Here is a 13628-nt window from a genome sequence, read left to right as displayed (position 1 = left end):
CGAGGCTGTTGCGGCCGTCAATGCCCTTTCTCCGGTGGCCTGCAGGCCGGCCGCCCGACGCGGGGGTGCCTGTTGACACGGCACGGAGCGCCATGCCCAGCCCAGGTGTGCCCGGGCTGGGCTCTCCACGACGGTGACCATCGGTCAATCGGCAGCTCCAGAGCCGCTCGCCGCTTCCGTGGCCGATCCGGGAGCGTACGTCCCCGTGGCCGATGGCCAGTGCCCCTCCCGGCAAGCTTTGCCGGTCAAGGCACTAGTTGTTCCGACCCTCCAGGACAACGGCCGGCTCAAGGGGCGAGGCGATCTCCTGGCCCTTGCTTCGGGACGCCCAGTCGCGGATGCCGATGATGACCATGACGAAGAAGATCGCGTACACGATCCCGGAGAAGTACAGCCCGGAGTGGAAGGCGAGGGGCACCCCGACGAGGTCGACGGCCAGCCAGACGAACCAGAACTCCACGTACCGCCGGGCCTGGGTGTACATCGCCAGGATCGAGCCGACGAAGATCCAGGCGTCCGCGAGGACCATCCACCAGGGAGCGCCGGGGTAGAACGACGCGTCGGTCGTCTTGAGCAGGGCGCCGAACGCGAAGGTCCCGGCGGCCATGGCCGCGAGCAGTACGCTGCGCTCCCGCCAGGACGCCCATCGGACGTTGATCGTGCCCTCCTTCTCCTTGCTGCGGCGCCACGTCGCCCAGCCCCACGACGCCGACGCTATGATCACCACCTGCCGAGCGGCGTTACCTCCGAGATCGACGTTCAGGCTCGCGATCAACAGCAGAATCGAACCCAGGATCTGCACCGGCCAGGCAACCAGGAACCGTCGCAGCGCCAGCCAGACGGTGGCGAGCGCCAGGAGGTTGCCGAGGAAGTCGGACCAGTAGACGGGGAAGCCGAAGAAGTTGAACTGCTCGTTCAACCACTGGAATGCACTCATTACTCACACCTTTGTTCATTCGGAGCAAGGCTGGGAGTGGGCTGTCGGCCCGAACCGGGGCCGGTGGTGACGCAGGGAGCTCGGCGCCGCGCGCCGAGTCCGTGCGCAGGGGTGCCTCAGGAGGAGGCGGTCCTTCGGTATGCGGCGAGCGCATCGTCGAGGACGCGCCGCGCGTGGTCGGAGGCGAGGAGTTCCTCGGACCGCAGGACATCCTGCCGGGCGGCGCGCACCAGGTCCTCGGGGGATGCGAACTTCACCGTGTCTCGGATCCGTGCCACGAACCACAGTTCGACGCGCTCACCGTAGAACTGGTCCGAGGTGTCATGGCAGTACACCTCGACGTGCACATCCGTGGTGTCGCAGAAGGTCGGGTTCGATCCGATGCTGATCGTGCCGTGGTGGACGACGCCGGTCGAGTGGCGTACCACCCAGCCGCTGTAGATCGCGGGTGGTGGCACCGGCGAGCCCGGGTCGGCCGCGACGTTCGCGGTGGGGAACCCGAGTCCGCGGCCCCGACCGGCACCGTGCACCACCACGCCCGCGAGGTGCGCGGAGACCGTCAGGGGGTCACCCATGGGGAATGAGCTCGCGGAACTGGCTGGTGTGGAAGACGAGCGGCTCCACGCCGGTGAAGAGCTCGACCGTCAGCAACTCCATGAGCACGATCTCGTGATCGCCGCCGTCGTAGGTCGCGCTCACCCGGGCCGTCAGCCAGAGCGCGGCGTCCTCGATCACGACGGCGCCATCAGGCGTCGCCTGCCACGCAACGCCGTCGAAACGGTTGATCTCCCTGGACGCCAGACGTCGGCACAGCGCGCCCTGGCCGTGGCTGAGCACGCTCAGCCCCAGGACGGGTGCCTCCGTGAGGCGCGGCCAGGTGGTCGAGGTGCGGGCCACGCTGACCGCGGCCATGGGCGGTTGGAGCGAGATCGAGACGAACGAGCTCGCCGCGAACCCAACCGGCTCGTTCCCGCGCAGCGCGCCGATCGCGACGACTCCGGTCGGGTAGGCCCCGAAGGCGCGTCGCAGCGCTTCCGCGTCCAGCTCCGTCGGTGCGGACGCCCCGGACGGGTTGTGGGCAGACGTGGCCATGGTCTTCGACATCCTCTCGTCGCGGGTTCTGTGCTCAGTGCCGGTGGCGGGCCGCGGGGTGGCTGGCCGGCAGCGCGCGGTCGGACGCTCCGGTGAGTCGTTCACGCAGGCTCTCGCCCTGCGCGTACTCTCCGCGGAAGACCCCACGCGCCCGCAGGATCGGCAGGACCGACTCGATGAAGTCCGTCGTCGAGCTCGGCTGGATCATGGGGGACAGCAAGAAACCGTCGAGGTCGGCGCCTTCCGCGAGGGCGCAGATCTCGTCGGCGATCTCCTCGGCCGTGCCGACGACCGGCCGCGCTCCGACGCCGTGCTTGTGCCAGTCGGCGAGGACGTCGCCCACCGTCTTGCCGGCGAAGCGGGCCACCTGGGTCTGGGACAGCTCGGTGGACAGATCCGTCATGGGCGTCTCGGGCGCGTAGGACGAGAGATCGAGACCGGTGAACATGGCATAGCTGGCGACGGACGCCTCGGGCCGCTGGGCGTCGAGGATCCGCTGGTAGCGCCGCTCCGCATCGGACGTCGTGGCACCGACGACACAGGAGAACGCCGACATCACCTTCACCTCGTCGGCTCGACGGCCCGCCTTGACCGCCTCCTCGCGGATGGAGGCGGTGTGCCCGGCGAGCTGCTCGACCGAGCCGCTGCCCACGAACATGCACTCGCCGTGCCTGCCCCCGACCCGGCGGCCGGCGGGCGACGCCCCCGCCTGGAACAGAACGGGCGTGCCCTGCGGGGAACGCGCGGTGTTGCCATACCCCTCCGAGCGGAAGAACGGGCCCTTGTGGGTGACGAGGTGCACCTTGGCGGGGTCGGCGAACCTTCCGGCCTTGTCCTTCTCCAGCGCGTCCGGCTCCCAGGCACCCTCCCAGTACTTGTAGACGAGGTCGAGGAAGTCCTCGGCCATCCGGTAGCGGTCGTCGTGGGCCACCATCTCCATGCCGAACGCCTTGACCGCGGTGTCGGCCGTGCCGGTCGTCACGATGTTCCAGCCGATCCGGCCGCCGGAGAGCTGGTCGAGGGTGGCGATGCGGCGCGCGAAAGCGTACGGGGGCTCCACGAGGACGGAGCCCGTCATGACGAGGCCCAGGTCGGTGGTGGTGGACAGCAGGGCGGACGCCACGACCATCGGGTCGAGCCTCGGGAGGTCGAGGGTCTCCTCCGTGGCGATGGGCGGGCGCGTGCCGTTGATCTCGGACCAGCCCCAGGCGTCGGCGAGGAACAGGAAGTCCAGCTTGGCGTCCTCGCAGATGGCGGCAAGTTCGCGCCAGTACTCCAGGGTGTCGAAGAGGTGCCGCCGGCTGTCGGGGTGACGCCAGGTGGCCGTGCCGCTCGCATTGGTCTGCGCGTTCTCGAACACGCCGATCTTGAGGTTCCTCATGGGTGGTTCTCCGTAGTGCTGGTGGGTGACCCTCAGGGATTCAGGAAGCGGAAATGACCGCGGGTGGGTCGAGTTGGGCCGCGTACGGCATGGCGGTCCGCGCACCGAGGCCGGTGGCCGCGAGCACGGCGCGTTCGGCCGCGGCATGGAGGGCGGTGCCGCGTCCGAGCGCATCTGCCGGGGCACCGCAGAAGGTGTCGACGGCGTCCACCGACGAGGTCGGGACGACGTCGCGATTCACCGAACCAACAACGGTGATGAGCGACATGCGAACTCCTTGGGAGATCGATTTCCGATATGCTGGACCAGCTCACCCGCGCCGTCAAGTAGCCTCGTCCTGCCGGATTTTCCCGCTGCTCCGGCGCAGCCGCTCCCCCCGACCGAGAGGGACACCCACGTGACAGCGCCCCGACTCATCGACGTGGCCGAGGCCGCCGGGGTCTCCCGCGCGACGGCATCACGGGTCCTCGCCGGCACGCCGCGCAACGTCGATCCCGAGCTCGCGCGCCGCGTCGAAGAGGCCGCGCACCGGCTCGGCTATCAGCCCAACCACTCCGCCCGGGCGCTGCGGACCGGCGCCACCGGGACCATCGGCGTGGTGGTCCCCACGCTCGCCAACCCCTACTTCGTCCAACTCGCCGATGCCATCGCGCAACAGGTGCGTGCCGCCGGCGGAACGCTCGTCATCTCCGACGCGGCGAACGACACCGCGGTCGAGGCCGAGCAGATCGACACCCTGCTCGCCGGCCGGGTGGACGGTCTGCTCGTCATCCCGGTGTCCGTCAACGAGTCCGGACCCGCTGTCCGCGATGCCTCCAGACGGGGTCCGGTGGTCCTCTTCGACCGGTGGGCCAAGGGATCCGGCACGGTCGCCGTCACGCTCGACAACGCGTCCGCGGTGCGGCTCCTCCTCGACCACCTGGAGAGCATAGGGAGGCGACGGATCGCGCTCGTCGCCGATCAGGCGTCCTCCTCGGGTGCCGAACGGCTGGCGGCCTTCGTCGAGGCTCAAGGACCTGAAGCCACCACCATCCTCCTGCCCAGTTTCACCACGGACGCCGGACGGACGGCGGGGCGTCGCATCATCGAGCAGCGCGACCGGGTCGACGCGGTCGTCTGCGGAGCGGACGTCCTTGCCGTGGGGCTCGTGAGCACGCTGCACCGCTCGTCGGTCGCCGTACCCCGGCAGATTGCCGTCACCGGGTTCGACGACACCGAGATGATCAAGCTCCTCGACCCGCCCATCACGTCCATCCGCCACCCGCTGTCAGCCATGGCGCAGCGCGCACTGACGCTCCTTCAGGCGCCCAGCCGGGAACGGACCGAGCGGGTCGAGCGATTCCCTCCTGAGCTCATCGTCCGCGCCTCGACCGAAGAGGTCTGACGGACCGACATATCCGCGGCTTGGTCCCGTCGAGCCGCCCGGGCTCTTTCGCCTCCGCCCAGATCGCCCCCTGCACCCGGCCACGGCCGCCCCGTCGCACTCGGCCACCTGGCGCGCGGGCACCTGCGGTCGGCCCGGCCCCATGTGCGCGCCGACGTCCTGTCGCAGCGCCCGGCCGCGGAGCCGCGTACGGCGGGGACGTCACCGTTCACTCAGCATGCCGCTTTGCAAGAGGACGTCTCGCATATTGACGCGCGCTCGGGCCTCCCCTACCGTGAGGACACTTCTCGAAAGGACGGGACCAGCATGAGGTCAGTCGCTCTCACGGGCGCCTTGCTCGTGTCGTGCGCCGGCCGCCGGACCTTCGACCGACAGCTCAGCTGCTCCCCACCCCGGGAGGGACTGCGCCCCGGCACGGCTGCCGGCGAGCCACAGACTCCGTTCTGAGTCTTCTGAGTCTTCTGAGTCTTCCGAGTGCCGTTCGTCGCCGCGCGATGAGCAGCCACCGCACACCGAAACGTCGTCCGTCGTGTCTTCGCCGACGGGCCAGTCATCACATCTTCGAGGAGTGCATCAACGTGACCTCCAATGTCGGCCGTGAGCCGATCTCCGGGCCGTCCGCCTGGCGCGGCGAAGAGCTGTCCAAGTCCACGGCGTGGATCTACGTCCTCGGCGACGCCGAGCGCGCCGAGCTGGAAGACCTGGGCCGGCGCTTCGTCTCCGACGACCCAGACCTGCGCACCGTCACCGCCGCCGATTACCCGTTCGACGCCTGTCGTGCCCTGAACGACGAGTGCGCCCGCCAGATGGACGCCGGCCGGGGCTTCGTGCTGGTGCGTGGCCTGCGCACCACGGAATACGGCGACGTCATGGCCGCGGCCATCTTCTTCGTCATGGGCCTGCACCTCGGTCGGCCCATCGGGCAGAACCAGCGCGGCGACCTGCTCGACCACGTGATCGCCACGTCGGACAAGACGTTGTCCGACGAGGGCGCCCTGCCCTCCCGTGTGCGGGACCGACTGCCGTTCCACTCGGACAGCTCCGACGTCGTCGCCCTCATGTGTCTGCGAGGCGCCAAGGAGGGCGGAGCCTCCAGCCTGGTCAGCGGCACCACGGTCTACAACGAGTTGCTGATCCGCCGACCGGACCTCGCCCCGCGGCTCTTCGACTCCTATCACTGGGATTGGCGGCGCCAGGACCCCGACTCCCCGGAGTTGACATACACCTCGCCGATCATCAGCTACGTCGACGGCGTTTTCAGCACCTACGCGGGCAGCTCGATGGTCTTCAGCGCCCAGCAGTACCCCGACGTCCCGAAGTTGACGCCCGACCAGGTCGAGGCCATCAACCTCTTCGACGAGATCTCCCAGCACCACGGCCTGCCGATCGACATGGACTTCCAGCCCGGGGATGTGCAATGGCTGCTCAACTACGCCGCGTTGCACTCGCGTACCGGCTACGTCGACCACCCGCAGCCGGAACGCCGCCGGCACCTGCTGCGTCTGTGGCTCAAGCGGGATGTCGGCCGCCCGCTGACGCCCAGGTTCGGCAAGCACGTCGTGGAAATGGGTGAGCCCACCCGGCCACCGCTGGCCGGTGGCCGATTCCGCATCGCCGACGCCGTCATCGTGAACGACGACTGGGGAGTGTGACGTCGTGCCCTCTCGGTGACGGTCGGTCATTCTCGTCGCCGGCAAGACGGACTGCCGGGTCAGGCACTGAGGCAAAGTCCTCGAACAGTACGAACTCGGCCGTGAAACCCACGCGCCGGAGTCGGCTCCGGCGCCCTTCGGGCACTCCCTCCGCGACGGGCGCCGAGCGCCGAAGGTGGGGACGAGGTGTCGCCGGGCAGCGGAGAGATCGCCCGGTTGGCGAGGTCCTCCCCTTCGGACAGGCCCACACCTCCCTGGACGTCGGCGGTCGGCGCCGTTCCCGCGGGAACCTCCCGGCGTGCCCCTCGTCTCCGTGCGCCGGGTCCCGTCGGCTTCCCGGTGTGGCGGGTGGACCGCGCCGTCGACGAGCTGCCCGCACGGTTCGTCGGCAACCGCCGCCCGCGCCGGAATCTCCGGGCTACGCCGGAAGTTCTGTCAACAGCCGCCGATAGATGCGCGCATAGGCCGTCAGCTGCGCCAGCGACAGTTCATCGCAACGCGGATCATCGGCCGCCGGTTTCGCCTGCGGGCCGAGGCGCACGGTCTCCACGCCGCAGGCGCGCAGCACGACGCCGTCGGTCGATCCCGTCCAGCCGGTGACGGTCGGCGGCGGCGTGCCGAACTCGTCGAGCCAGGCCGCCCGTGCTGCCGTCACCACCGGGGCGTCGGTCGGCGTGGCCGCAGCCGACGCCACCGGCTCGGCCTCCACATCGACCGCGCAGTTCCGCAGCACCGATTCCGCGCACCGGATCCGCAACCGGTCGGCCAGCTCGGCCGCCAGCGCGTTCGGCTCCACCTGGTCACCGGCTACGACGTACAGACCGATCCGCATCTGGGCCGGCAGGAGGTCAGGCTTGTCCGGCCAGCCGCTGTCGATCGCACCGATGCCACAGGCCCGGCCGGTCTGTCCGAGCCGCGGGTCGGCGGCCAGGTACGCCGTGCGCCAGCGGGCCAGCTCGTCCAGGATGACGCCGGCCGAGGCGACAACTCCCCCGGGCGGCGTGGCCGTCTCCGCCGCCATCGCGGCCCCGGAGCGTCCGGTGACCCGGACGGTCAGGTAGAGCGCCCCGGGCTCGTGCCACAACAGCGTGGGAGGGCCGCACTTGGCCACGATCGCGGACCGCGGCAGCGGGTACGCGTCGATATATGCCTCCAGGCCGGTGATCCCGCCGGCGCGGCGGTGTGTCCCGGAGCCGGCGAGCAGCAGCCGTCCGGCACCCGCTTCGGCGAAGGCGACCAGCGCGGCGGCCACCGGCCCGCGGGCGACCCCGAGCCCGAAGCCGGTCACCACGTCGTCGGCCACGCCGAGCGGACCGACCGGCGCGGCGTCGCCGGTGATGAGCCGGAGGCCCGCGCCGTCGTGGTTCAGCGACGTGTCGAGGTGGGAGTACAGCAGCGGGCCGGCCCCATGTGTGGCGACCAGACTGCCGCCCTCGCGACCGTACTCCTGCACCTGCCACTCGATGTGCGGCCACCGGGCCGCGCACCAACTGCGCAACCGATGGGCCGCCGCCCGTTCCCGACCCCGTGGCGCGGGGATCGTGTCGAGCAGCCGCAGGACGTCCGGCAACGGCTGTCTCAAAAGCGTCCCCAGTCGTCGGAGGCCGGACGCCACACGTCGATGTTGCGCGGGTCGGCCGGCATTCTGCGGGGCCGGTGAGTCTCGTGCTCCTCCGGTGTGAACACCCGGTGCCGGTCGCACAGCTCGTATCGCGGGCCGAAGCGGGTGTCGTGCATGTAGAACGCGATCGACGTCGATGCCGAGTGGTTGACGATGTCGGAGGCGATCGGGGCACCCTTGTACAGCGCGCGGGCACGCATCCGCATGACATGGTCGAGGCTCTTCATCGCGAAGCACAGGTGCGCGACATAGTGCTCCGTGTTCTTCTGCACCGCGAGGCTGTGGTGGTAGCGGTCCTCGCAGCGGTAGAACGTGGTCGAGCCGACGACATGGTCCGAGGGCAGGAACTTCAGGACGTTCTGGTAGAAGTCCAGCGTCTCCTCGAACTTCGGGGTGGCGATGAAGGGGTGCACCAGGTCGAGCGGCCGGATCTCGATGTGGGGCGGCTCGGCGTACTCCTGGAACTCGGTGAACAGCTCGACGGTCAGGCCGTTGGGGTCCTTCACCGCGAAGCCGTTGTCGCACAACGCCCTCTGCCGTTCCTGCAGTTCCAGGACCTCGAGGCCGGCGTCGAGAACGGCCTTGTGCAGTTGCTCCAGGACCTCCTCGCTCTCCACGCTGTAGCCGACGGCGGTCGTCCATCCGTCGGCGCGTTCGGGCGCGTGGATCAACTCGATCGCGTGGTGCTCGATGTCGGCGCGCAGGTAGGCGTGGTCGTCCGTGCGCTGCTCCAGTTGCAGACCGACGTGATATTCGAGGAAGTCGATTGTGGCCTGCATGTCCGGAACCTCGATCCGGGCGTACTCCATGCCGTACGGGCCGTGGGGGCGGGTGCTCACCGACGGTCTCCTTCCTGCCGTGAGCGGCGCCCGCTCGGCGAACTCGAAAGAGGTGATGGCCTGTTGGGCGATGACCGGCCGCCAGCGAGTGCGCACGAAGTGTTCGTGCGACTCGCTGCCGAGATAGGCGAGCAGGTCGTCCTGGCTGTCGAAGTCGACGGCCATGGTGTGGGTGAAGGTCTGGTCGCGGGTGCTGATGTTCTCGCCGAGGACGAAGCCGCGCATGGCCGGGTACCGGTCCGGGAAGGTACGCAGTTCGCCCAGCACGGACTCGCGCGTCTCCCGGTCGGTCCCCTCGGCGAAACGGAAGGACAAGGTGTGTCTGATCATCGGGTCACCGTCCGTCGCCGGTCAGAGGATGAAGCTGAGTCGGGCGCCCGCCGCGAGCGACTCGTGACCGAGGACGGAACGCCGCAACCGGAAGCGGAGCCCGTCCTCGGTGGGCACCAGGACGTGGTCGTACCACCCGACGTAGGCGTCGAAGTGGCCGTCGCGGGCTCGGTGCACCACGAAGGAGGCCGCCACCTTGAAGGAGTCCTCGGTGCCCTCGGAGAGCCGCACGTTGGACACCAGCCGGTGGGTGCGTGAGTGCGGGTTCTCGGCATGCGCCTTGCGGGACTTCAGGCGCTTGACCCGGGCGCGGAGCAGGTCCCAGTCGTCGTCGACGAACGATCCGCTCTCGTGCGGCGACCAGCCGGGCCGGTAGTCGGTGGTCGGGATCTCGAAGCGGGCGCCGGGCTCGAAGAGGGCGAGCCAGCCGTCGTAGTCCCAGCGGTCAAGGATGTCGGCCTCGGTGTAGAGGAAGTCCTCCACGTCCTGCCGGTTGACGGTGCGTCCCGCACACCACACGGAGCTGCGGTTGCCGATCGTCGTCATCGCACGTCCCTCCCCACCAGGAAGGAAGCCGGCCGCTCGCCGTGGATCTCGATGCCGTCGTCGAGACCCATGGCGTCGATCCAGTGCCGCCAGAAGCCGCGCATCGCGCCCTCGTCGACCGACCGGCCCTGCGCTCCCTTGGCCTCGTCGGCCATGCCGCGCGACATGTCACTGAAGTCCAGCTCGGGGATCCCGGTGCCCGCCGTGGCCTGGATGCCGCGCTGAACCGCCTCGTACGCCTCGATGTCGTCCGGTGTGGCGAGGCCGCCCGGGCCGACGAAGCTGACGACCGTCTTCATGCGCAGGGCGCGCGTCTCCGGGTCCTCGGCGCGAGGGACCAGTTGCCAGGCGCGCACATCGGTCTGGTCGGGGGCCACCGGCTCCAGTTGGCGGATCGACAGGCCCTCGATGTCGAACAGCAGCAGGTTCGGGAACACGAACAGGATGTGGCTCTCGTCGGCCACGTGGTGCGCCCGTTTCTCCCCCAGCCGCTGGGTCATCTCGGCCCGGTGGGCGTCGGTGCGGACGCGTTCGGCCTCACCGAAGCGCGGTTCCCAGATCATGCTGATCCGCCCGCCGTGCCCGGTCAGGACCAGCAGACCATGGCCGTTGCCGAGGTTGTACGCGTACTGGTTGTCGTCGGTGACGGCGTAACCGCTCTCCCGCAGGTAGCCCACGAACGTGTTGTGGGTCGGCGCGAAGTGGTACCCGTCCATCGCGTTCTCGACGGCGAGCTTCCAGTTGCCGCGCACGCTGTAGAGCTGCGTGCCGGGGAGTGTGGTCATGCCGCCGACGTGCTGCTGCTCGATCATCGTCAGGTAGTCGGCGGCGTCGCCGAGGTGTTCGAGCAGCGGCGGGACGTCGGGGTCGAAGGAGACGAAGACGAACCCCTCGTGGATCTCCAGGCGTGGCACGCCGCGCAGTCCCATGGAGGCCCGGAACTCGTCGCTCGACTCGTACGCGCCGGCGTCCGGGATGGCGGCGACCTCACCGTTGTTGCGGAACGTCCAGGCGTGGTAGAAGCATTGGAAGAGCCTGGTCGAGCCCTCGTTCTCGCGGCACAGCACGGTGCCGCGGTGCGGGCAGGAGTTGAGGAACGCGTGCACCTCGCCGGCGGTGTCCCGGCAGAAGATCAGCGGTCGACCGCCCAGAGTGCGGACCTTGAAGTCGTTGGGGTTGGGGATCTCGGTCTCGTGCCCGAGGTAGAGCCAGGTGTGCATCCACACCCAGCCGCGTTCCCTGGCGAACAGTTCCGGGCTCCGGTACGCCTCGCGGTTGACGCGAAAGGTGAGCTGGTCCCAGTCTTCGACGATCATCGTTGCTGGTGCGGTCCGGGGATTGCTTCCCATGGGGAGTTTGCCTCTCACAAGTCCCGACCCGAGCGGCATTCCGTGAGACGCCGTCTCGTATTTCGCATTAGCCTCCCTCGGTGAGCTCGACGGTGTCAAGCATCCGTCACACGGTTGACACCCCGACCCGACGCCGCCATCATCCAATTTCACATTGAGATACACCGTCTCGCATTCTGCACGATCGTGTGAAGGGCGACAAGCGCGTGCCGTACGTCATCACCGACGCCTGCGTCGACGTCATGGACAAGTCCTGCATGGAAGAGTGCCCAGCAGACTGCATCTACGAGGGCGACCGGATGCTCTACATCCAGCCCGACGAATGCGTCGAGTGCGGGCGCTGCGAACCCGTCTGCCCGCAGATCTCCATCTACCACCACGAAGACCTGCCCGCACACAACAAGCACTTCGAGCAGGTCAACGCCGAGTTCTTCACCCTCGGCACCCCACCCCTCGGCTCCCCCGGCGGAGCCCGCAGAACAGGCCGCGTCGGCCACGACCACCCCGAGGTGGCGGCGTGAGCGGCCACGCGGCCACGGACGCCGCCGCCGAGGTGTCCGTCGACCTGCTCATCGTGGGCGCCGGTCCGACCGGGCTGTACGGCGCGTACTACGCCGGTTTCCGCGGCATGAGCGTGGCGATCGTCGACGCGTTGCCCGAGGTGGGCGGACAGATCGCCGCGCTCTATCCGGAGAAGCTCATCTACGACGTGGCCGGCTTCCCCGCCGTCCGCGGCCAGGAGCTGGTGGACCGGCTGGCCGAACAGGCCGACCAGTGGAACCCCACCTATCTGCTCGGACACGGGGTCACCGAGCTGGACGACACCGCCGAGGGCATCGTCGCCGCCACCGACGCCGGTACGCGGATCACCGCGGGTGCGGTGCTCGTGTGCGGCGGGATCGGCAACTTCATCCCCCGCGAACTCCCGGTGGGCTCCGAGTACCTGGACCGGGGGCTGCGGTACTTCGTACCGCGTCTGGACGAACTCGGTGGACAGGACGTCGTGGTGGTCGGCGGCGGTGACTCCGCCCTCGACTGGGCGCTGTCCCTGGAACCCATCGCCTCGTCGGTGACGCTGGTGCACCGGCGTGCCCGGTTCCGGGCCCATGAACGCACTGTCGAGCAGGTTCACGCCTCCTCGGTGCGGGTCCTCACTCCCTACGAGGTCGAGAAGATCCACGGCGACGGCGCGGTGTCGGAGGTCGTGGTCGCCACCTCCGACGGCGACCGGATCACTCTGCCCGCCCAGACCGTGGTGGCCGCGCTCGGCTTCATCGCCGACCTCGGCCCGATCGAGCGGTGGGGACTGGAACTGCGACGTCGGCGCATCCTCGTCGACCGCACCATGCGGTCGAGCCGGGAGCGGGTGTACGCGGCCGGTGACATCGCCGACCACGACGGCAAGGTCACCCTCATCTCGATCGGTTTCGGCGAGGCGGCTCTCGCCGTCAACCATGTCGCCGCCCTGCTGGACCCGGCCCGTTCGATCACGCCCGGGCACTCGTCCGACGCGTGAGTCCGCGCACCGGACCACCGCCCGGGCACGCCGCGGCGCAGGGGCTCTCGAGCCCCCGCCCGCGCCGTTAGACTCCCCCTTACGACTACTCTGTTCAATACGGCGTTTCATTTAGTGTCTTATGGCAAGCCAAGTGCGATTGGGAGCGATACGTTCATGCCCACAAAGGCGCAGGGCGGCACCGGCGAACAGGACGGCCCCGACAGGACCGCCCCGACGATCCAGACGGTGCAGCGTGCGGCCCTGATCCTCGGATCGTTCACGGTCGGCAAGCCGCACATGAGCCTCAACGAGATCACCGCGCGTCTCGGGGCGAGCAAGGCGACCGCGCACCGCTACACGAAGGCGCTGCGGGCGGCGAATCTACTCCGGTACGACGAGCGCACCTCGCTGTACTCCCTCGGTCCCCAGGTGCTCACGCTCGCGTCGGCGGCGCGGGCCGGTCTGCCGATCGTGGCCGCCGCCGAGCCGTACATGAAGGATCTGGTCCGGCGTATCGACGAGACGATCGTACTGTCGGTCTGGGACGGCGAGTCGGCGACCGTGGTGCGCTCGGTGGACAACACCGACCACATGGTGCGCATCAGTGTCCGGGTCGGTTCGCGCCTGAACCTCACGTCCTCGGCACAGGGGCGCGTCTTCCTCGCGCTGCTGCCCCCGGATCAGGTGCCGACCCTGCCGCGTTCCGTCCGCAACTCGGCCGAACTCACCGAGGAGCTGGAGGCCATCCGGCAGCACGGGCTGTCGGTCAACTCCCCCACGGTCAACGGAGTCCGCACCGTCGCGGCGCCGATCTTCGAGGGGGACAAGATCAGCGGGACGCTCGCGATCGTCGGCACCACGGCGACCGTGCCCGACGATGTCACGTCGCCGATGGCCCAGGCACTGCTGGAGACGGCCCGCGCGTTGTCGCAGCGGCTGGGCACCCCTGACAGCGGCTGACCGTCCTACGACGGCTGAAGGCCCACCGCGGTTCGCGGT

14 protein-coding genes are annotated in these 13628 nt (G+C 69.4%); 5 read left to right on the top strand and 9 right to left on the bottom strand.

All coding sequences use genetic code 11. The annotated features are described in order from the left end of the window. Positions 1 to 253: 253 nt before the first annotated feature. The 5 genes from ACFU6I_RS34700 to ACFU6I_RS34680 form a co-directional block, all read right to left on the bottom strand. Entirely contained in the window at positions 254 to 937 is a 684-nt protein-coding gene (locus ACFU6I_RS34700; RefSeq protein ID WP_384374122.1) for a nicotinamide riboside transporter PnuC, read from the bottom strand. Positions 938 to 1053: 116 nt separating this feature from the next. Continuing rightward, positions 1054 to 1512: a riboflavin kinase gene (locus ACFU6I_RS34695; protein WP_384374119.1), complete on the bottom strand. Its 459-nt coding sequence runs from the start codon at positions 1510 to 1512 to the stop codon at positions 1054 to 1056. Further along, positions 1505 to 2029, bottom strand: coding sequence for a flavin reductase family protein (locus ACFU6I_RS34690; protein WP_384374116.1), 525 nt, complete (start codon positions 2027 to 2029; stop codon positions 1505 to 1507). The genes ACFU6I_RS34695 and ACFU6I_RS34690 overlap by 8 nt, the downstream gene beginning before the upstream one ends. 34 nt (positions 2030 to 2063) lie before the next feature. Beyond that, positions 2064 to 3410, bottom strand: a complete 1347-nt coding sequence (locus tag ACFU6I_RS34685) for an NtaA/DmoA family FMN-dependent monooxygenase (protein ID WP_384374112.1) — start codon at positions 3408 to 3410, stop codon at positions 2064 to 2066. Between the two features lie 40 nt (positions 3411 to 3450). Next, the gene (locus tag ACFU6I_RS34680; RefSeq protein WP_384374109.1) at positions 3451 to 3678 is read right to left on the bottom strand and encodes a hypothetical protein; all 228 of its coding nucleotides are present in this window, start codon (positions 3676 to 3678) and stop codon (positions 3451 to 3453) included. Positions 3679 to 3807: 129 nt separating this feature from the next. Here ACFU6I_RS34680 and ACFU6I_RS34675 point away from each other — a divergent pair, with 129 nt between their 5' ends. Beyond that, a complete protein-coding gene (locus tag ACFU6I_RS34675; protein ID WP_384374106.1) occupies positions 3808 to 4794 on the top strand; it encodes a LacI family DNA-binding transcriptional regulator in 987 nt (328 codons plus the stop codon). A 578-nt stretch (positions 4795 to 5372) separates the two neighbouring features. Next, a complete protein-coding gene (locus ACFU6I_RS34670; protein WP_384374103.1) occupies positions 5373 to 6446 on the top strand; it encodes a TauD/TfdA family dioxygenase in 1074 nt (357 codons plus the stop codon). 418 nt (positions 6447 to 6864) lie between these two features. Here ACFU6I_RS34670 and ACFU6I_RS34665 read toward each other — a convergent pair whose 3' ends face one another. The 4 genes from ACFU6I_RS34665 to ACFU6I_RS34650 are packed head-to-tail and all read right to left on the bottom strand — an operon-like array spanning position 6865 to position 11131. Then, positions 6865 to 8028 (bottom strand): hypothetical protein, encoded by a 1164-nt coding sequence (locus ACFU6I_RS34665; protein WP_384374099.1) that lies wholly within the window; start codon positions 8026 to 8028, stop codon positions 6865 to 6867. Beyond that, a complete protein-coding gene (locus ACFU6I_RS34660) occupies positions 8025 to 9236 on the bottom strand; it encodes a Dabb family protein (protein ID WP_384374096.1) in 1212 nt (403 codons plus the stop codon). The genes ACFU6I_RS34665 and ACFU6I_RS34660 overlap by 4 nt, the downstream gene beginning before the upstream one ends. A gap of 21 nt (positions 9237 to 9257) precedes the next feature. Continuing rightward, positions 9258 to 9782, bottom strand: coding sequence for an aromatic-ring-hydroxylating dioxygenase subunit beta (locus ACFU6I_RS34655; protein ID WP_384374093.1), 525 nt, complete (start codon positions 9780 to 9782; stop codon positions 9258 to 9260). Further along, complete coding sequence (locus tag ACFU6I_RS34650; protein ID WP_384374090.1) at positions 9779 to 11131, bottom strand: SRPBCC family protein; 1353 nt, start codon at positions 11129 to 11131, stop codon at positions 9779 to 9781. The genes ACFU6I_RS34655 and ACFU6I_RS34650 overlap by 4 nt, the downstream gene beginning before the upstream one ends. A gap of 242 nt (positions 11132 to 11373) precedes the next feature. On the opposite strand from ACFU6I_RS34650, the gene fdxA reads away from it, so the two are divergent. From fdxA to ACFU6I_RS34635, 3 genes are all read left to right on the top strand, one after another. Beyond that, positions 11374 to 11652: a ferredoxin gene (fdxA, locus tag ACFU6I_RS34645; protein ID WP_384374163.1), complete on the top strand. Its 279-nt coding sequence runs from the start codon at positions 11374 to 11376 to the stop codon at positions 11650 to 11652. Next, on the top strand, positions 11649 to 12647 hold the full coding sequence (locus tag ACFU6I_RS34640; protein ID WP_384374087.1) for an NAD(P)/FAD-dependent oxidoreductase: 999 nt from the start codon (positions 11649 to 11651) through the stop codon (positions 12645 to 12647). Before fdxA ends, ACFU6I_RS34640 begins: the two co-directional genes overlap by 4 nt. 156 nt (positions 12648 to 12803) lie before the next feature. Then, positions 12804 to 13589 carry an IclR family transcriptional regulator gene (locus tag ACFU6I_RS34635; protein ID WP_384374084.1) on the top strand — a complete coding sequence of 262 codons (786 nt, stop codon included), beginning with the start codon at positions 12804 to 12806 and terminating at the stop codon, positions 13587 to 13589. The last annotated feature ends 39 nt before the right edge of the window (positions 13590 to 13628 follow it).

The sequence above is a fragment of the Streptomyces sp. NPDC057486 genome (assembly GCF_042802415.1).
Classification (GTDB): Bacteria; Actinomycetota; Actinomycetes; order Streptomycetales; family Streptomycetaceae; genus Streptomyces; species Streptomyces yanii.
This window is presented reverse-complemented; position numbering and strand designations above follow the sequence as displayed.

Coding starts and splice junctions, on each gene's coding strand:
- ACFU6I_RS34700 (WP_384374122.1), bottom strand. CDS start 937: ATGAGTGCATTCCAGTGGTTGAACGAGCAGTTCAACTTCTTCGGCTTC.
- ACFU6I_RS34695 (WP_384374119.1), bottom strand. CDS start 1,512: ATGGGTGACCCCCTGACGGTCTCCGCGCACCTCGCGGGCGTGGTGGTG.
- ACFU6I_RS34690 (WP_384374116.1), bottom strand. CDS start 2,029: ATGGCCACGTCTGCCCACAACCCGTCCGGGGCGTCCGCACCGACGGAG.
- ACFU6I_RS34685 (WP_384374112.1), bottom strand. CDS start 3,410: ATGAGGAACCTCAAGATCGGCGTGTTCGAGAACGCGCAGACCAATGCG.
- ACFU6I_RS34680 (WP_384374109.1), bottom strand. CDS start 3,678: ATGTCGCTCATCACCGTTGTTGGTTCGGTGAATCGCGACGTCGTCCCG.
- ACFU6I_RS34660 (WP_384374096.1), bottom strand. CDS start 9,236: ATGATCAGACACACCTTGTCCTTCCGTTTCGCCGAGGGGACCGACCGG.
- ACFU6I_RS34655 (WP_384374093.1), bottom strand. CDS start 9,782: ATGACGACGATCGGCAACCGCAGCTCCGTGTGGTGTGCGGGACGCACC.
- ACFU6I_RS34650 (WP_384374090.1), bottom strand. CDS start 11,131: ATGGGAAGCAATCCCCGGACCGCACCAGCAACGATGATCGTCGAAGAC.
- fdxA (WP_384374163.1), top strand. CDS start 11,374: ATGGACAAGTCCTGCATGGAAGAGTGCCCAGCAGACTGCATCTACGAG.
- ACFU6I_RS34635 (WP_384374084.1), top strand. CDS start 12,804: ATGCCCACAAAGGCGCAGGGCGGCACCGGCGAACAGGACGGCCCCGAC.